This is a genomic window from Bacteroides sp. D55t1_190419_B8, from assembly GCF_015558905.1.
Taxonomy (GTDB): domain Bacteria; phylum Bacteroidota; class Bacteroidia; order Bacteroidales; family Bacteroidaceae; genus Bacteroides; species Bacteroides vicugnae.
Map to the genome: position 1 here is coordinate 350,835 of NZ_JADMOU010000003.1, position 19,374 is coordinate 370,208.

Annotated in this window: 13 protein-coding genes; 4 read left to right on the plus strand and 9 right to left on the minus strand. The window is 42.7% G+C overall.

The features are described 5' to 3' along the window. Positions 1-80 precede the first annotated feature (80 nt). The 3 genes from I2I13_RS04875 to I2I13_RS04885 form a co-directional block, all read right to left on the minus strand. Complete coding sequence (locus I2I13_RS04875) at positions 81-2,942, minus strand: chondroitinase family polysaccharide lyase (protein ID WP_195648950.1); 2,862 nt, start codon at positions 2,940-2,942, stop codon at positions 81-83. A gap of 132 nt (positions 2,943-3,074) precedes the next feature. Continuing rightward, positions 3,075-4,625, minus strand: a complete 1,551-nt coding sequence (locus tag I2I13_RS04880) for a sulfatase (protein ID WP_195648951.1) — start codon at positions 4,623-4,625, stop codon at positions 3,075-3,077. A gap of 151 nt (positions 4,626-4,776) precedes the next feature. After that, positions 4,777-5,979, minus strand: coding sequence for a glycoside hydrolase family 88 protein (locus I2I13_RS04885; protein ID WP_195648952.1), 1,203 nt, complete (start codon positions 5,977-5,979; stop codon positions 4,777-4,779). Between the two features lie 185 nt (positions 5,980-6,164). Between I2I13_RS04885 and I2I13_RS04890 the strand changes: the two genes are divergently transcribed. Continuing rightward, positions 6,165-6,575 (plus strand): PaaI family thioesterase, encoded by a 411-nt coding sequence (locus tag I2I13_RS04890; protein ID WP_195648953.1) that lies wholly within the window; start codon positions 6,165-6,167, stop codon positions 6,573-6,575. 69 nt (positions 6,576-6,644) lie between these two features. On the opposite strand, the gene I2I13_RS04895 is transcribed toward I2I13_RS04890, so the two are convergent. Both I2I13_RS04895 and I2I13_RS04900 read right to left on the minus strand, forming a co-directional pair. Then, complete coding sequence (locus tag I2I13_RS04895; protein WP_195648954.1) at positions 6,645-7,520, minus strand: DUF3108 domain-containing protein; 876 nt, start codon at positions 7,518-7,520, stop codon at positions 6,645-6,647. Continuing rightward, complete coding sequence (locus tag I2I13_RS04900) at positions 7,465-9,381, minus strand: Ig-like domain-containing protein (RefSeq protein WP_148364235.1); 1,917 nt, start codon at positions 9,379-9,381, stop codon at positions 7,465-7,467. The genes I2I13_RS04895 and I2I13_RS04900 overlap by 56 nt, the downstream gene beginning before the upstream one ends. A 337-nt stretch (positions 9,382-9,718) precedes the next feature. On the opposite strand from I2I13_RS04900, the gene I2I13_RS04905 reads away from it, so the two are divergent. Then, complete coding sequence (locus I2I13_RS04905) at positions 9,719-10,330, plus strand: DNA-binding protein (protein ID WP_195648955.1); 612 nt, start codon at positions 9,719-9,721, stop codon at positions 10,328-10,330. Positions 10,331-10,452: 122 nt separating this feature from the next. Here I2I13_RS04905 and I2I13_RS04910 read toward each other — a convergent pair whose 3' ends face one another. Beyond that, positions 10,453-11,385, minus strand: coding sequence for an Rpn family recombination-promoting nuclease/putative transposase (locus tag I2I13_RS04910; protein WP_195648956.1), 933 nt, complete (start codon positions 11,383-11,385; stop codon positions 10,453-10,455). Positions 11,386-11,870: 485 nt separating this feature from the next. On the opposite strand from I2I13_RS04910, the gene I2I13_RS04915 reads away from it, so the two are divergent. Next, a complete protein-coding gene (locus I2I13_RS04915; protein ID WP_195648957.1) occupies positions 11,871-12,215 on the plus strand; it encodes a hypothetical protein in 345 nt (114 codons plus the stop codon). Between the two features lie 327 nt (positions 12,216-12,542). After that, the gene (locus I2I13_RS04920; protein WP_195648958.1) at positions 12,543-13,010 is read left to right on the plus strand and encodes an HU family DNA-binding protein; all 468 of its coding nucleotides are present in this window, start codon (positions 12,543-12,545) and stop codon (positions 13,008-13,010) included. 96 nt (positions 13,011-13,106) lie between these two features. On the opposite strand, the gene I2I13_RS04925 is transcribed toward I2I13_RS04920, so the two are convergent. Genes I2I13_RS04925 through I2I13_RS04935 form a run of 3 tightly spaced genes read right to left on the minus strand, consistent with a single transcriptional unit; the run spans position 13,107 to position 19,366 of the window. Further along, positions 13,107-14,762 (minus strand): RagB/SusD family nutrient uptake outer membrane protein, encoded by a 1,656-nt coding sequence (locus I2I13_RS04925; RefSeq protein WP_195648959.1) that lies wholly within the window; start codon positions 14,760-14,762, stop codon positions 13,107-13,109. A gap of 8 nt (positions 14,763-14,770) precedes the next feature. Next, on the minus strand, positions 14,771-17,542 hold the full coding sequence (locus I2I13_RS04930; protein ID WP_195648960.1) for a SusC/RagA family TonB-linked outer membrane protein: 2,772 nt from the start codon (positions 17,540-17,542) through the stop codon (positions 14,771-14,773). 27 nt (positions 17,543-17,569) lie between these two features. After that, positions 17,570-19,366 (minus strand): RagB/SusD family nutrient uptake outer membrane protein, encoded by a 1,797-nt coding sequence (locus tag I2I13_RS04935; protein ID WP_195648961.1) that lies wholly within the window; start codon positions 19,364-19,366, stop codon positions 17,570-17,572. Between the last annotated feature and the right edge of the window lie 8 nt (positions 19,367-19,374).

Consider the following 19,374-nt stretch of genomic DNA (forward strand, 5'->3'; position numbering starts at 1 on the left):
AAATTGTTGAAAGAAAAAAGCAAGAGGTGCACAAAATGTGCACCTCTTATTCTTTACGATCATTTCTCTATAAAACTAAATCAATCGGATTGCATTACCATCTCAACAGGCTGCCCATGCTGGCAGACGACTGTCAACTGCGTGTTATTACCTTGTTGTTCCAACCGCACATTTTCCTGTGGATTCTTCAATGTCCAACGTCCTTTCAGCAATACCTTTTTAGTAATCGGGCGACTCGGTTCTTTCGTCGTATAAGTCTTTTCCGCAATATTCAGATTAGGGTCACATACACTGATACGAATCTTCCCTTCTCCTTCTTTACCTGCCATCACCATCGTTTCCGCCGGAATAGCGATGAATATTCTGTCGCTGGCTGGATGGTAGTTTTCAAATGCAGCATAGGCCGTAATCTCCGTTTTCCTGTCAAAGACTACGTGAGCAGTCTGATCGCGTTGCAACACCTCGTATACAGAGGTTTTACGCAGCTCGTCGAGTTCGGAAGCCGAAGGCTGAATCAGCACCATATACTCGTATGTTCCGTCTTTCGGAGCCTTACCATGTTCTATCCAGGCAGAAGAGAATTTCCCCTTGGTTACTTCACGTGTCTTTTCATGTCGTGATTCCTGATCTGCCACTTGTGAACGAACGGTTCCGTCCACTACATGATAATAATTGTCATAACCATCATGAAGCCAATAGTTATCCTCTCCCACCTTGGGCTCCTTCCCATTGTATTTTGTCTGGAAAAGAGTGGTTTCCGTAGGATAGTCCGCATTAGAGTTCGAGATACCTGTTCCCAGGCAAACCATCCGGTTATCAAAACAGAAAACAGATTTACGGGCCACAAAGTCCGGTGTGAAGTTCTCATAATCCCGTTCTGACAACTTCATGGCAAACATACCATTTTGGCCATTCAAAGAACTGCTTCCGGAAAAATTCTCTTTGGAGTGTGCCATAGTTGTTCCTTTCAGCGGACTGTCGAGTAACTCAAAAGGCAAATGAATGGTCGTTGTACCCGGCAAGCGATTCCAGTCCCATCCCTCCTGCACAAAGCCGCTTCCGGCACGTGACACGGGACTTCCTTTCCCCATAATCTGCACGGAACCATAGCTCTGATAACGTCCGTAACGGTTATCTTTCGTATAAATTTCAGCCCCCCATACATCAGTGGTATATCCTTTCAATGTCACCATCCAATCCACACGACGGAAAATCCCCGCCGAACCGTAGTTGTAAACGAAGAATCCCTGTGGAGCCTGTGCCGGTTGAATACCTTCCTTCTTGAAGAAACGCGCATTCGGAGTATCACTATTGCGTATCAGACGCAAATAGTCGGCAGCCAGACCACGATCAAACGTATTTCCCTGACCGGACAAATCGCCGGATAAAGCGATATTGGCAAATGCTTCGATATCATCGCTTCCCATCTTTCCTCCAAAAGGATGACGGCCACTGATTCCGATGCCCCATTCATAGAGATTACAATAATTGCGCATAGCAATAAAGGCTGATTTCATGTGTTTGCGCGCATCTTCTGTCAGCTCAAAACTTGTGCCATTGGTAAATGCAATATATTCTCCTACAGTCGCAAGTACTCCAGTAGTATATCCCGGATAGAAACCGCCATGATGGAACGTCGTACCGTCTACCTTTATACCACCGATCGTTCCCGGAGTATAACGCAAAGAAGAAGACAACCAATGTGACAAGCCGCTCAAAGCTTGCGCTTGTTCCCTTGCATCGGGAAACATCATAGCGGAAATAAACTTCGCCATCAATAACGTATGCCAGGAATCCAACAATTCGTCACGCGTTGGAGAACATGGCTGACGGGTTTCTTGCAGAGCCGCCCAAAAACGCAATGTGGAGAGATAAGCATCCCGATGAGGATGTTTATAGATTGCATCACGCATCAGCCAGGCAGTCGTATATATCTTACGCACCTGATAACCATAATGATGATTGGTACCCATACCGCTGCCATAGGCAAATCCCTGATCGATAGCATAGTCGAACACAGTAAAGTAGTTTTTCTTTGATGTTTCGTTCCGGTTATAATAAGCATCATAGGCAAAACCGGAAAGCATCGTTTCAATATCATTCCATGACATCTCCCCTTTCTTCTTGTCCTGTTCATCAGGAGCAACAATAGGAGTTCCTATAAATCCCGTTCCGGCGATGGATGGACTGATAGCCGCTTTCTCAAACGTTTTATAGGCAGCATTAATCGGTCCTTGCGGAGCCTTTTTCACTTCCAAAAAGTCAGTCAAACGTTGTTCGATAGTCTTCAGCTCCTTCTTTTGCTCGCTTGTCAATTTAGAAGGCAGAGGAATAGCATACGACTGTTGTTCCCATTTCCACACCAGACACCAATGCCACAAATCACGATTAGACAGCCCATTATTAGCAGGCAACTGCTGGTCGGGAGTGGTACGAAGATTCATTTTCTTTTCCGGGAAAATGAGACGGTCAAGAAAGATACGTCCCTTCCGTTGCGGGGCAACCAGCCGATAGGCTACGATCTTCTTATCTTTCTTGTCGCCCTGCATATACTCAAAAGAGATCCAGCAAGCCCGCCATCCTGCTGCCTGCAAACGATAAGAGAACCAATAAGAGACTTCTCCCTCTTTATTCAGAAACTCAAAACGAATAGAATCCTGCTGTGGTTTCTCATTATAAATCCACAAAGTAATGCCGAACTGCTTCTCGTTTCTCGTATTCAACGATAAAGGAGCAATCTGAACATCCAGTGTAGAACCGGGCTGAAAGTCCCATTCCAGACTGCTTTCACCCTCCTTGTAAAAAAGAGAAGAGATTTTCACTTCTCCCTTTCCGGAAACTTTAAATGTTTCGGGCACTTCCTTTTCAAATCCGATGAGTTGGGCGAAAGCTGAAGGAATAATTCCCAAAAGGAATAATACTATAAAACAACTGTCTTTCATTACTGAATTGCTTTCGTTTTTTAGGCATGGATTACACGGATGAACGCGGTTGCCTTGCAACAATGAGAACACTAAAGACCGTGAAATCCGTGTAATCCGTGCCTAAATGATTATATAAGAATACATAAATCGCTAATAAGGGATCCGATCCGACAGAATCTTTTCCGTATACCAAGGATCGTTAATCTCTTTCAACATAGCTCCCATTTCACCGCAAAGTTTTGCCACAATCTCCTTATTTTCTTCCAAAGGCAAGTTATGCAGCTGATATGGATCTTTTACATCATCGAATAAGAGGCTTTTCTTCAATTGCTTCGTATCACGGTCGATATATAAAGCCAATGTATATTGAGCTGTCTTGATACCTCTTGAAGAAGGGAAGTAAGTCTGCACCAATCCATTTTCATCTTTATCACCGTCTACATTCTGAATATACAGTGCACCTGTAGGGCGAACAATTTCAGCCTTTTCATCGAAGAAAAGAGGAGCAAAATTACGTCCCTGCACTTCTGCCGGAATAGAATCACCCAGCCCGCATAAGCCAAGCACCGTAGGCATAATATCAGGAGCAGAGAGCAATAAATCATCTACCCGCGGCTGAATCTTACCGGGAAAACGAACCAGAAACGGAATATTCATGGATTCAGAATAAGGGGAATTCTTCGGATCATCAGTGCGCTGGCTACACATCGTCTCGCCATGGTCGGAAGCAAAAATTACGACTGTATTCTTATCCAATCCCAGCTCTTTCAATGTCGTCAAAATCTGTCCGAAAGCACGGTCTACTCCGGTTACGGAAGCGAAATAATAACGTGCGGACTCTGCTTTCTTCATCTTCAAATCGACATTCGGGCGAATCAGCAGACTATCCAGAGGCTGATCTTTATAAAGATTGAAATCCTGCTCTTCACAGTCATTCAAAGAACGATACGGGCTATGAGGAGGATTCATACCCACCATTATAAAGAAAGGTTTCTTGGTATCACGCACGTTACCGTCATTTTTCAGATAAGAAATGACTTTGCCTGATTCATGCAAAGGTGACCATTCCTTCGGATCATGTCTCTTACCATCCGCATCCCAGTAATGCGGATTCTTGTGTTCATCAAATGTTCCGTAAGAATACCAGTAGTTAAAACCGTGCCGGCGTTCTTTCGGTGTATAGGCATCCCATGCCGGACGTTTTTCTTCCACATACTGTCCCGGATGTTCGGGATCGTTCGGAGTTGGGAAGTCAGCATGAAGTTTGCCAAAATAAGCACAGTCATAGCCTGCTTTGCTGAATACATCGCCGATACATTCCGCATCCTCGCGCAAGGAACTGATCGGACGTGTAGAGTTGCAATTCAATGGTACACCACTTTTGTTCGGATACATACCGGTCAGTAACATTCCACGATGGGGGCTGCTCAACGGACAGTTACTCTGCGCAGACGACAAGACCATAGATTCACGTGCAAAGGCATCCAGATTAGGAGTATGCACGGGGTCTCCTTCAAAGTTTACTTTATCCCGGAATCCGTTCTGGCTCCAGAAGCCCATCGCCTGGTTACGGTATTGATCGGGAAATACATAGATTATATTAGGATGCTCCGCTTGTTGGGACACTTGTTTCGGAGCCTTGCAACCTTGTGCGGCAAACAGCGTCAATCCTCCTACAAGAAGGTTAATAGGTTTATTCATGATAGTTTATGATAAATGATTAAAACAGGTAAATGACAAACGGTCAATAGAGAGTTATAAACAATAAGTAGCGAATGATAAACGGTAAACATTTTCCGTCAGAATCCGCCAAGCATTCACCGTTCACTGTTTACCGTTCATTGTCTATTTCTTATTTCTTTTCCAAATCTCTTTTACGCATCAGTCCTTCCAGGAAGTAATAGTCAGCATAGTTCAAAGGAACGTCAATTTCCTGACCGTGAGGAATACTGCCAACGGAGTGCATCAGGATAAAGTTGCCGTTTGTTCCGACCTTTGCACGATAAGCAGGTGAGCCTAAACTTTCCATTATCTTATCAGCAGTTTCCTTGTAGTGGTTGCCCGGCAGGTAGCCATCCAGTTCGTAAAGGGCAGAGGCTGTACAAGCTGCTGCAGAAGCATCGCGAGGTTCGTTCGGAATATTCGGAGCATCATAATCCCAATATGGCACGAGGTCTTCCGGCAAGTTCTTATTATTAAAGATGAAGTTATAGACCTTTTGTGCCTGGTCGAGATATTTCTTATCTTTGGTATAGCTATAACAGGTAGTATATCCATACAAAGCCCAAGCTTGTCCGCGAGCCCAAGCCGATTCGTCGGCATATCCCTGTGCAGTTTGTCTCTTACGCACTTCTCCTGTCTCCGGGTCGTAATCTACCACATGGTAGCAGCTGTTGTCCGGACGGAAATGGTGAGCCATTGTTGTATCAGCATGTTTCACCGCAATATTATAGAAAGTAGAATCCCCGGAAAGGGCTGTTGCTTCAAATAAGAGTTCGAGATTCATCATATTATCAATAATCACCGGACATTTCCATCCCCGTGTTCCTTGCCAGCCTTTATCGGCATCCCATGACTGGATAACGCCTGCATTCGGACGAAAACGAGTGGACAATGATCTGGCAGCTTCTATAATGACGTCTTTATACTCTTTCTTATCTGCCATGCGATAGCCGTTCAAATAACTGCAACCGATCATGAACCCTACATCATGATGCCATTTCAAATATTTCACTGAATCAAGAGCCTCTGTGTATTTCTCTGCCAGCGGCAACCATTTCTTATCACCCGTCAGATTATAAGTCAACCATATACTACCGGGAAAGAAACCTGAGCACCAGTCTTCCATAGGTATGTAAGAGATACTCCCATCTTCGTTGATTGTTCTCGGATTCAAGATTTTACCGGACTTCTCAATAATGTCCGTCTGGATTGTGTTCTGTGCCACAGCGTTGTCGATGTTGTCCTGAATAAAGTCTACTTCAACCTTTTTTTGTCCACCGCAACTCGTAAAGATCAATAGGGAAAGTCCTAATGCGCTAAGAATTGTTTTCATAATACAGGGATTATTTGTTAAGTGATTAATTTTCCTGATGGCAAAAGTAGTGCATTTAAATAGAATTGACCGACCTAAATAATCCAAATGAAGGACAATTTTGGTACATTTGCAAAAGAAATAGTAGATTTATAAAGATGAATCACACCTAGAGATACAATGTTGACAACTTTAAATAAACTCATATGACCCCACAAGAATTCTTTAAGAATGATTTATTTGCCGAAAACGCAGGAGTAGTACTGCTGGAAGTACGCAAAGGATACAGTAAAGCCAAGTTAGAAATAAAACCCGAACATCTGAATGCAGGCGCCCGTACACAAGGAGGAGCCATTTTCACATTAGCGGACCTGGCACTGGCCGCAGCAGCCAACTCGCACGGTACACTAGCTTTCTCTCTCTCGTCCAGCATCACTTTTCTACGCGCAAGCGGACCTGGCGACATCCTTTTTGCCGAAGCACGCGAACGCTACATCGGTCGAAGTACAGGCTGCTATCAGGTAGATGTAACGAATCAGAATGGAGATTTGATTGCCACTTTTGAATCCAGCGTATTCCGGAAAGATCAGAAAGTGCCTTTCGAAGTTCAGGAATAAAAAACAGATAGGGCTGAAAGCTACCTTTGCGGGTGTACTTTCAGCCCTATCTGTTTTTTCTCTTTATCTCTATTTAACGACAGAAGTCAGCGGATGCCGGTTGCCGGTCACATTATTCAAGAATGCTTTTGCCGAACCGAAATTCAGGAATAAGTCCAGACGGACAGGAAGATGGTTCAAATCGTCCGTTACGAAGAAAGTAATCACTTCCTTCTCTTTCCCTTTCTTATCATATTCAACTAATGAGAAAATCAGGCAACGGTAAGTCACTCCATTTTCTGCTTTTACATTTTCTTTACCGCGATAAATAAGCGTCTGTTCTTCCACTTTACGTCCCGTAGCCATCGGAAATTTAATCTTGTCTCCCACCTTATAATCAGCAGGGTCATAAGAACGTGCCTGTCCTAAAATGCTTAACATATCGTATATACAACGGCTATCGCTAGCTTCAGATTCATCAAACGCTCCATCCCGGTAAGTACGCTTCTGATTCACCAGGCAAAGACCGTTCTTATAAGAAAACCAAGCCTCATCGACCGTGTAACGTTTTCCCTCTTCGGCACCTTTACGGAAATAGCGCGGCTCCAGTTTTTCTCCAATCACACAAGTCAGCGTATCGCGCATCTTGAAAAAGAAGTCCGCCCGTTTACTGCCCAAAGCAAGCAGGTTAATCCGGTAGGCTGGTTGTGAATGATAAGTAGTCGCATTCGTCGTCAAACTGGCAAGTCCGGCTTTCACCCAGACAAACTTCCAGTTAAAGTATAAATCATACATTACGTGTTCGCCGGATTGAAACGCATCATTCTTCGCTTCACATTGAGCACTGGCAGGAAGGGCGAAAGCTCCCATCAGTAAGGCCACTAATCCGATAATAAAATTGCGTCGAACGCTAACGACGGCGGTTCTGACTATTTCGTTCCCGATCCTTTTTCTTCTTGTCTTCATCTGGTTTTTGTTTTTTAAGTTCATCCAGCTTTTGCTTATCTAGCGGAACTGCATGAATATCCCAACTTTGTTCTAGATCCCAGTTGGCTTTCGGCTCTAAAATCTGATTATAATAATACACCTCTTCGGGCTGCACTCCTTTTTCAAAATTGCCGGTATCCCATTCACCGTTTCCATTCCGGTCGTTAATCAACCGGGCGGAATACTTACCGGGATTTAAGTAATAAAAGTCGACATAACCTCCCTCCTCTACTCTTCTTCGGCGTACCACTTTGTCCTGCGCATCCAACAGTTCAACGAAAGCATTAGGTTCCGCTCCCGTCACCACAAACGTGATTTTGGCATATTCTTCCAAACTACGCACCTTGAACCCTTGTTTTATTTTGTCTGTAAACAGTCCGTATATACCATGGAACGCAGTCGAATCTACCGAAAATTCATATTCCAGCGTCGGCTCCCAATCATAATACAGATTAAACCTCTTTAGATTCACAGAGTCCTGTTCAAAGTCGAATGGTATATCTTTCCAAAGCGTATCTACCTTTTGCCGCAGATGGATGGCCGCAGTATCAAAACTGGCTATCGGTTCTTCAAAACTCAAAGAGATAGAACCATATACATCCATTGACGAAGGAGCCCCGACATTTACCGGCAAGAATTTTGTCGGTTCGGGTTCATCCTCTTCACCTTTCTTTTTCTTCTTTTTCTTTTTGTCCTTATCCGGCTCCTCTTTCTTATATTTTTGCTTCGAAACGAGGTTGAGCGTATCTGTACGGGGCACTAACTGATTCAATGTATCCGTATAAAGATAAGTCAGGCTCATAGCCAGCGTATCTTGTTTAAAGAGCAGGGAGTCTTTTACCCAATAATGGATGGTGTCATTCCGCTGATTCTTTTCGATAACAAAAGCATCCTTTTCATCGAAGTTCAAGCCTTTCAATACAGGCAAAGTATCGGCTTTACCGGCAAAGTAGAACGTGAATTTCTGCGGAACCAGTCTTTCCGACTTGATAAGATATTGCGAATAGTTGAGTTCTTTAAAGGCACGGAGGATAACATCATCCGGCAAATAATGCATATATTTCTTCTCAACAATCGTGTCGTAAGTCAATGAATCGACCCAAGCCGTATCCATGCGGACACGTTCTTCCATACGAGGGATAATCAACGAATCGTGGAAAGCAATCATCTCGCTCTTCTGATTAAAAGTAAAGTTCTGGTCGGCATCCATCAAACCGTAGATACGATACTTACCGGGAGCTATACCCCGGATAGAGAAACGGCCACGGCTGTCTGTACGTGCCACACGGTCGAAAGGCAATTTATTGAAAGCCGAATCGTTCAGGTTGGAATGCAGTCCGACGAGCATACCTTTAATCGGTTCCAGATTAGAAGCATCGAGCATTGTTCCCGACACCTCCATCGTATCGATCTCCGTACCGGTAGAGAACGTAAATGCAAAATTCCCTAGCGGATTACCTTCATTATTATCGACAATCGCATCCGAGAAGTCAATCGTGTAGGTAGTATTGGGCTTCAAAGAGTCGAGCAGGTTCACTTGTATTCTCTTGCCGGAAGCCTTTATCTCCGGTTGCTGTATCTGGGGAGGAGAAACAACGACTTTCTCGGTTGCTTTCTCCAACTTAATAAACTCATCAAATACCAAAGAAATTTTAGTCCTTTCATTATTCAGAGCACCCGCAGCAGGAGTACTACCGATGAAACGGGGTGGCGTCTCATCATAAGGGCCTCCGTCCGGCCGTCCAATACTGGCGCAGGAATATAACATAGCTCCCAGCGTTACTACCGGAAGCACCTTGCGAACTATTTGCTTTATCTTTTGATTCTCAAATTGTAACATGCTGCAAAAATAAGGGTTCTTATTCAATAAACACCACACTTTCTAGCTAATTTATTAAAAAAGGAAAGGGTGACATAAGGTAATAAACAATATTTGCGACGTTTTTATTTCTTTCTCACTAATAGATTTCGTTTTATTACCTAAAAAGATTATCTTTGTTACTTAATATTTTTTCGTTCCACTATAGTGTTCCGCAAAAAGCACTATAGTTTCCCTTGCGGAACACTATAGTGGGACGAAAGAGAAACTGTAGTGGAACGAAATAAAAGTAGCAAGTGAAGTAAATCCGGATAGGCAAACGGATTTATTAATGTACCTACACAAAATAAATACGAATATGAGCATACATTATGACCTTTATGACACGCCTGACATTCAACAAACAGGCGACGCACAACCGCTTCATCCCCGCGTGGTATTCAAAGGAACCGTTGACCAGGAAGAGTTTCTAGACCGTGTACACAAATTCACAGGAATAAGCCGCAGTTTACTGGCAGGGGCTATGCAGTCTTTCCAAAACGAGTTGAGAGATCTGATTGCCAACGGATGGATTGTGGAACTGGGAGATATCGGATATTTTTCAGTGTCTTTAAAGGGGCCTCGTGTAATGAAGAAAAAAGATGTACACGCACAATCTATTGAGCTGAAGAATGTCAATTTCCGGGTAGGCAGCCAGTTTAAGAAAGAAGTAGGCCAACAAATGAGGCTGGAACGTGGAGAATCGATGACTCGTCACCACGGAAAAGGGCACAGCGAAGAAGAATGCTTGACAATAATCAACGAACATCTGAACAAATATCCCTGCCTGACCCGTACCGACTATTGCCGATTGACAGGACACGACAAAAAACGTGCTTTGAAAGAACTGAATGCTTTTATCGAACGTGGACTCTTAATCCGTTATGGAACAGGCAAACAGGTGGTTTATGCAAAGAAAATAGAAGGATGAATTTAGAATCATTTAATGGAATTAGCAAAAATCCTGCACTAAACAAAAAAAACAATTGTTCAGTGCAGGATTCTTTATATATACTCATAATAATAGGCAACCTCAATAGTAAAAGCAAGTAACTAGAGTCGCTCTATCTCTTCCGACGACAGACCAGTAACTTCCATAATAGTACCAACAGGAATATTGAGAGATTTTAGTTTACGGGCAGTAACCATTTTTTCTTGTTCGATTCCTTGTTCGATTCCTTGTTCAATCCCTTGCTCAATCCCTTGCTCAATTCCTTGTCTAAATCCAAGTTGTCGTCCTTCTTCTTGTCCTTCTAACTTAGCTGTACTCAATACATCATTCTGTATCATAACTGCATCTATATGACGATCATATGCTAGTTTTTCAGCTGTATCCATATTATAATAAACCAGTTTCTTACGAGCCTCTTCAAGTCCGGGAGCCTTTGTATCGGGACGTATACATCCTGTCTTCAGATATTCCATCCATTCTTCCAGAGGAGTAACAGCCACCTTATTAAACTCATTCACACGGATAAGAAAGTATTCGGGAAAGATTTCAGCAGGCAACTTACGAACGATAGCTCCCTGTTCTTTGGTGGTAACTTTTAGATGATCGCCCGTATGTACACCCAAAAATGTATTCTGCCCATGATAAAGATAGTCCCTCCCCTGTCCTATGTCAAAATAAAGGATACTGATAGAATATACCTTCTTCACATTAGAGTAGATTTCGCCCAAATCAATATGCTCTGTAATAGTTTTAGCTACTCCATAAAGAATTCGTTCCAGATAATAAAGTTCACGAGTATTCTGAACCTCAACAAGAATAATCTCGTCTTTACTGTTGCGGGCCTTAATATCTACACGATTAAATTTATCATCTTCACGTTGCTGATTCCCTTCGCTTTCAAGGATTTCAATAATATGAATATTCTCACCTAGTAATACTGTAAGAAAACCTTCAAGCACACCAAAGTTAGCTTTATTACGTAAAAGCCTTTTGATTGCCCAATCAAAACGAATATATTTATCTTTCTGTTCCATTAGAATACGTTTTTAGCAAAGGTAAGCATTATATTGGTAAAAAGAGATAAAATTCAGCTAAAAGTATTATATATAGCCATTTATCCATGATAATAAATCATATTTATATAAACCTTTATTAATTCAGAACTATCTATGAAATTATAAAACAAGATTACTTGCTTTATTAATATTTATTGCTACTTTTGTAGCAGTTTCCTCTCCTACGTAGAGAGGAACACTTTATTTTTTATTGAGAACGGTTATTTATTGCATTCGACTATAAAAGATCGGCTAATTTTTTTCAACGAATGACAATGAGTGACAGGTCTCACGTACAATTTTGTATATATAACTGTTATATACTCAAATGGGCGTGGGACTATCACTTATGTTGTTGGAGGGTCTTAGCCGATACCTTATAGTCGCATACAGTTGATAGTTTCCCACGCTCTCTTTTTTAACTGCGCACCACAGGGAAATGATGCGGCAAACATAACAAAGATATGTACGATGACCTAAAAGAAAACATTATTCTATTAATGCAGCACCCCATCGCGCACCGCCCTATCTCCAACTTATCAGATGAAGAACGAGAAAAAGCATCCTACCTGTTGAAGTATCTTTCAACTTTATCCGTCGACGAAAACTATACCCTATTAGATTACATCCAAATGGCACGTCTTGAATATGCACTTGGAGAACTTGAGTATAGAACAACCAATGATGCAGCAAAAGTGATCCGCCATTTTAGAACCGCCCTTCAATACTTGGAGAAAGGAGGGTTCGACTTAAGCATCAATAAGTGGACAGAGTTAGTCAGTCTGCGGACCAAAGAAGATACGGAATAATTCAGATTCATAACCCTTCCTATTATATAAGAAGATAGTAAACAGAAAGATTGCTTGTGAAAGTAGCCCTTCTGCTCTATCTTCGAAGAGGATGCCTTCCCTACCCCTGATACCCCAATATCTCAATCGGCATCCTCTTCTTTTATCTTTCTATTAGATCTTTTTTTTACATAAAATCCCCAATACAGCAGTATTCTACTTATTAATTAATTTATGAACGCACAATTCTTTTTTAGCTTGGCCATGAATTTCGGAAACCATACCTTTGCGTCGTGATCACAAAACAACAATAAAACAGATTAACTAACTATTAAAAAAAGAAAGATTATGGCACTAAAGTATGTTGTCAAGAAAAGAGTTTTCGGTTTTGACAAAACAAAGACTGAAAAGTATGTAGCACAGAATGTAATTACCAATACGGTAAATTTCAGAGACTTATGCAAGGAAGTATCCATGTTCGGTATGATTCCGGAAGGTGCAGTGAAACACGTGATTGATGCACTGATTGACACATTAAACACAAACCTTAACAAAGGACTATCTGTACAATTAGGTGATTTCGGATGTTTCCGTCCGGGTATGAGTTGCAAAAGTCAGAAGGAAGAAAAAGATGTGGATGCCGATACTGTACGACGAGTGAAAATTATATTTACTCCAGGATATAAATTTAAGGATATGCTGGATAATGTAAGTATTTACAAAACAGAAGGAAACGGCGGCAGCACCTCTTCCGGAAATGGAGGGGGAAATCCAGATGAAGGCGGTAGCGGTGAGGCTCCGGATCCCGCAGCATAAAACTGGAACAAGGGACCACACATAGAAAAGAACTTCTTTCCATAAAAATGAACCCTAAAAGTTTTTGTCTAACTTTTAGGGTTCGCTTATTCATAGTTACCAGCCTGTATTTTGACCTAAATTAGGATTCTTATAATATTCAGTCTGCGGTATAGGATATAAGTACATCTTATCATCCCAGTTACGTGTTTCAAGCAATTCCTTCTTATAAACAGGAGAGCCGTTTTCCATGATGATCTTGATGCAGTAAATAGCTTTGGTTTTATCGCCGATCTTCCAACGGCGGATGTCCCAGAACCTATGGTCTTCGAACGCAAGTTCCACTCGTCTTTCACGACGAACACTTTCAGTAAACGCGTCGCCACTTGTTGTAATGGCAGGCATATCGGCAGCAGTACGCACCTGATTCAGTGCCGTACGTGCAGACAACGGATGATCATTATCCGTATAATCGGCGTCTTTCCAAGCATCCATTGCTTCCGCATAGTTCAAGAGAATTTCCGCATAACGGAATATAATAAAATGATGCGGTTTCTTTTTCTCATTGGAAGGAGCTAGAGAGACAGTCTCATTCATATACTTCTTCAAATAATAACCTGTGGTAGTTGCTCCAGCTGTTCCGGCACCGTCTTTTCCTCCTTCATAAGACTGGATAGTCGAGTTCATCCATGTATCACCGTTGCAAAGTACTGTTTTATAAAATCTCGGGTCCCTGCCTTCATACGGATTCTGCCCCGGCGCAATCTGTTCCCAATCAAAGTCTTTTCCATTGGTCATTTGGAAAGCATCCACCAAATTCTGGGTGGGCACGTTACCCGTTTTACCCTTTTCATAACTGATAGGTAAATTGTTTGCTTCAAAATCAAAGCTTTCCCCATTTCTACGTTCAAAAATTAATTGCGGAGATTTCAACACATCGTTCCCACCATTCTTGTCATACAGAGGATCAGCATTCGTCTTCGGCAAGCTGTACCAGTTCTCTTTTATGATAGCATAAGCCGCATCGGCAGCCGCTTTCCATTTATCAGCATCCCGGGCGGGATTATGCAACAAACTCGCCGCGTAAAGAAGAGCGCGGGATTTCAATGCCAACGCTGTGCCTTTGGTCACACGTCCCGTCTCCGCCCAAAAGTCTTGATGACTGACAGGCAGTGTCTTGGCCGCGTCACTACATTCGTCGCAGATATATTTTATCACTTCATTGAAAGAAGTCTTTTCCACATCGTTGATTTCATCCAATGCATATGTACGTGTCAAGAGCGGAATATCACCGTATCGTTTAGCCAGTTCGAACAGATAGAAAGCCCGCAGCACCCGTAATTCTTCACGATACATAGTAGCCTTGGCAATGTCTTCTTCATACGTGTCATTCCAGCGGAAGCGCTCCAGTCTTTCCTGTGAATAGTTTTCAAGAAATGAATTGACAGAACGGATAGCTCCATAGCACTTCGACCACATATTATCAACTGCATTGTTGGGGCTCCAGGCATTGTTATAAAAGTCATGAACACTATTATCACTCCAGACATAAACAGAATTATCCGTCGCAGACTCCCTCAAAGCCCCGTCAAGCACTCCGAGATCTCCGGGCAACTGGCTATAAACATAGGTAGCCAAACCTTTCACATTGCTAAAGTAGGAATAGGCCTCTTCTCTGTCCAAGCCTGTCGATTCGTCCAGTTCGAGCAAGCTACACCCCGATACGGATAGCAGCAAACCTGTATATAGTATGATATATTTTCTCATGGTCATCTCACATTTTAGAAGTTAATATTCAACCCGAAATAAACGGAAGTCATATCCGGATAATTGATGTTCAAATCCTCACAATTCATATACTTCACATGATCGAGCGAAAAAAGATTATTAGCTCTCGCATATACCTGAATCTTCTCCATTCTCATTTTCTTCACCCAAGAAGAAGGAAGGTTATAGTAGACATTCAGGTTACGAAGTTTGAAATAGCTCCCGTTCTCCAACCACTGTGTACTGTTTCTGAAGTTATTGGCATTATCCAGCGTGGTCAGGCGGGGAACATTTGCGATATCTTTCGTTTCTTCCGTCCAGCGGATTCTGTCGTTCAGATACCAGCTGGAAATATTCGTGTTGTTCCTCAACGGCCAATATACGCTAGCAGTATTCAACATCACGCTATAATGGCCTACTCCTTGAAACAAAGCATCCACACCGAAACCTTTATATTCAAATCCCAAGTTAATGCCATAATAAATCTCCGGTATGGCAGTGGAATATCCTATCGCCTTCTGGTCATTGTTGTCAATCACGTTATCACCATTCAAATCCCTGTACTTGACATCACCTGGACGTACTTCCGAGAATTTCTGTACCGGACTGCTCTTAATGTCCGCCTCATCTCTGAAATAACCGATAGCCTCCCAGCCAAAACATTGCCCGACAGGGTAACCTTTTTTAGACAAATAGCCATACGGCTGATATCCCTCACCATTTTCTATGACTTTACTTTTGGCATAGGAGAAGTTGGCTCCGATATAGTAGTTGAAGTCCTTATATTCCTTTTTCCACATAGCAGAGAGCTCCGTTCCTTTTGTTTCCACTTTCCCTGCATTCATTTTGGGAATAGTAACGCCGATTGCAGATGAAATCAGCCCACTTCCGTCAATCAGGATATTGGTACGCTTGTCATAAAAGCCGTCAATAGAAAAAGTCAGTCCCTTGAACAGGCTCATATCCAAACCGATATTATATTTATCCGCAACTTCCAGATCCAATTGTTCCATTGCAAGCACTCCTTCCTTCAGACTGCTCCCGGCAGAAGTATTTCCGGCCTGAAAATAGTAAGAACCGCTTCCTATCCAATATTGCTTATCCATGTCATAATCATAAATATCATATCCGGAACGTCCGTAAGAAGCGCGAAGTTTCAGATAATCGAAAGCGGAAATTCCTTTCATGAAATTCTCGTTCGAAAGTATCCAGGCGGCAGATATGGCGGGATATGCACGATACTTGTCGTTCTTCCCCAACACGCTGCTGCCAAAACAGTTGGCTACGATATCCACCATATAACGGTTGTCAAAATTATAACCTGCAGTTCCGATGATGTATTGGCGGTAACGACTATTATTAGCTCCTGTCAATGTCATTGATTCCTGACGGAACATAGCACTGGCCGTAAAATCATGCTTATCCCATGTCCGGTGATAATTAACCTTCGCTTCAAAATTGGCATGTATGTATTGATTGGCCAATCCTTTGTTGCTGATTTCCAGTTCATCGTTAGGGTTACCGTAATTTGTGTAAACCGGCTCTCCGTCTGTACCTTTTTCAATGGTCTGGTACATAAAACTTTTCTTGGCTGTTTCCTGATAGGTCGCATTATTATCATAAGCAATAGCGAGTTCCGCACTCAACCCGCGTGTCAATACAGACAAGTCCTGCACCAACCGCAAGTCCGCCTGCAACATACGCTGATTCAGTTTATAATAACCTACGTCCGCCAGATTGGCTATCGGGTTTGTTTTCAGCACATTATTACTACCCCAGAACCCATTCTTTGTCTGCACGGGGAATGCAGCGGACGGGGTGTTGAAAATCTGCTCAAACAAAGTCGCTTCCGATGTAGTGGGACGCTTGCTCTCTCGCAGCATACCGAGCATACTCAATTTCAATTTCGTCGCGTCTGTGATATCCACATCCAGATTCATGCGAAGATTGAGGAAGTATTTCTTCATCTGGGAGTTATAACGATCTGTATAATCGGTATACTTGCTATTCAGCAGTCCCATATCATTTTTGTAATTGAGGACACTGAAATAACGAAGCCGCTTGCCACCTCCGCGGAAAGTGATGTCCAGTTGATGACTGGTCGTATGATTGCGTAACGCTTCTTTCTGCCAGTCCACATTCGGATAAAGATCGCTATTGGCTCCGGACAGGAAAGAGGCTTCATCCATATCCGGTTGCAAGCCATCATATCTCAATGCTTCATTACGGGCCTTGGCATAGGTATAAGCATCGGCAAATTCCGGCTGATCGACAGGCAAGCCTAAACCGAACTTGTAGTCTACTTTTATATCTTTCTTGTTATATATACCACGTTTGGTAGTTATCAATACTACTCCGTTAGCACCTCTGCCTCCCCAGAGAGCAGTAGCAGCACCGTCTTTCAAAACGGATATCGATTCTATCTCCGAAAGGTTGATATATTCGAGAGGGCGTGCAAAACCATCTACTACAAATAAAGGCGTATCTCCATTCAAAGAACCGCGCCCCCGCACGTTGAGACGAGATTTATCTGTGCCCCAACTAGTGTTCTGCATCACACTCAATCCCGGCAATAGACCATAAATGGCATTATAAGGACTAGTGGTGGCATTTTTATCTAATTCATCCGAATAAATGGTAGATACAGCCTGTGTCTTCCGTAATTCGGTTGTCGTCTGCGTGCCCAGATCGATTACCTTATCTTGTCCTTCATTATTTTGCGCTATACCCGTAGTGGCAAATGCCAACGAGAAAGCTACGATATAAAGTGATTTATTCATAATCATTCTTCTTATTATTCAACGATTTGATTATTACCAACCCGGATTCTGAATCAATCCATATTTCTTGTTTATCTCATCTACAGGCAGAGGTAACAGGAAATACTTGTCGTTCCACTTTTCGGGTTTCGCATACTGGCGTGTTTCCGCCATTGCATGAGATACGGTATAAGAAAAGCCGCTTGGCTCACCGGCCGCTTTTTTAATAATCAGACGTGACAATTGTCCGGTAAATATATCTGAGCGTTTCCAACGTACCAGATCGAAATAACGTACTTCTTCATAGCCGAATTCAATGGCTCTTTCGCGTAATATCGCTTCACGCAACGGTTTGCCGGCCGGAACATCTGTTGCCGATATCGCAGGCATACCTGCACGCAGTCTGGTTTTATTCAAATAATCATAAGCTGTATTGCCAAACTCATCACGGACTTCCGCCTTATTCAGTTCGTTCATCGCTTCGGCCATATTCAGATAAACCTCCGGAAGGCGAATCAACGGGCAAGAATAAAACTTACCATTCACTTCGTCATTGAAGTTCCGTATGAATTTTCTCATAGCAACCCCATTGTAGCTCATTCGTCCGTCTTTATAAGGCGCTTGGGTGGCTCCTTCGTAAATCTGCACTTTCTGGGCGCCCTTAAACTTATCTCCATTCACAGCAACCGTTTCATACAAGCGGATATCTCTTCTGGGGTTTCCGTCCTTATCAAAGAAGGGGAATTTATTATGATCCGGATTGTTCCAATCGAATTCTGTTCCGTCTTTCATCTGAAACATATCGACATAGGTCAATGTAGGAGAAGCGACCCCGTAACGTACTTGGGCAAACGGAAGCTTTCCCGTAGCATAGGTGGTGAATCTTCTGGAAGAAATCAAGACTTCACCGTTATGGCGATTGAAATATCCTGCTGCAAAATCATCGCGAGGATTACCTGTATTCACCAGCTGATAAGCGTCCGAGTTCTTTTTATTAGCCCGCATAAATTCTAATCCGGCATCCAACGCCTTTTGCCACCTGTCTGGTGAATAGTTGCCATACCAAGTAAGGAATTGAGACGAAGCATCTCCTTCCAAATAGGGTTTATCAGCATTAAATAAAGGACTCGCCACAAATTGAAGCACTCTGGACTTTAACGCTAAAGCAGAAGCAGCCGTCATGCGCCCGTCATTATCTGCATCAACCTGCCAAGGTAGTACAGAGGCTGCCGCATCCAGTAGTCCAACGATCTTCTGTACAGTTTCCTCCACTGTCATACGGGGAAATTTCATCGCATCTTCTGCCGTATATGCATGGTCTATCCACGGCATGCCACCATAATAACGGAGCATTTGAGAATAATGATAGGCAATGATTACTTGCGCTTCCGCTTTCCCTATCGCTTTCTCATCCGCAGTCATATCCGGCACTCTATCCACATTTTCAATGTAGATGTAGGCTCTCCGGATACCATAAATCGGTCCTACTCCTATTGTAGCACTGGCAACATCCAACCGGTATGGAAGATGTTCCAGATATGTATTTGTTCCGTCCACCGTCCCTGTATAAAATTTAGGCGCCCCCTTTTTCGTCCAGTCACCCAGATCGGTAAGCATCTCCAAAACGCCATATCCCAGACGTCCTTGCATCGGCAGATAATCCGGTAAAGAATGATAAGTTTCCGCCAACGCCTGCTCAGCATATACCTTTTTGTTAAAAACAGAATCGATATTCTGTTCGTTACTTATCGGCTTATCCAGAAATTTCTCTCCAAATTTAAGGTCTTCACACCCTATCAGTGTTAATACAAAGAGAGAAAGACAGCCTATATACTTTTTATAGTTTTTCATTGTCAGCA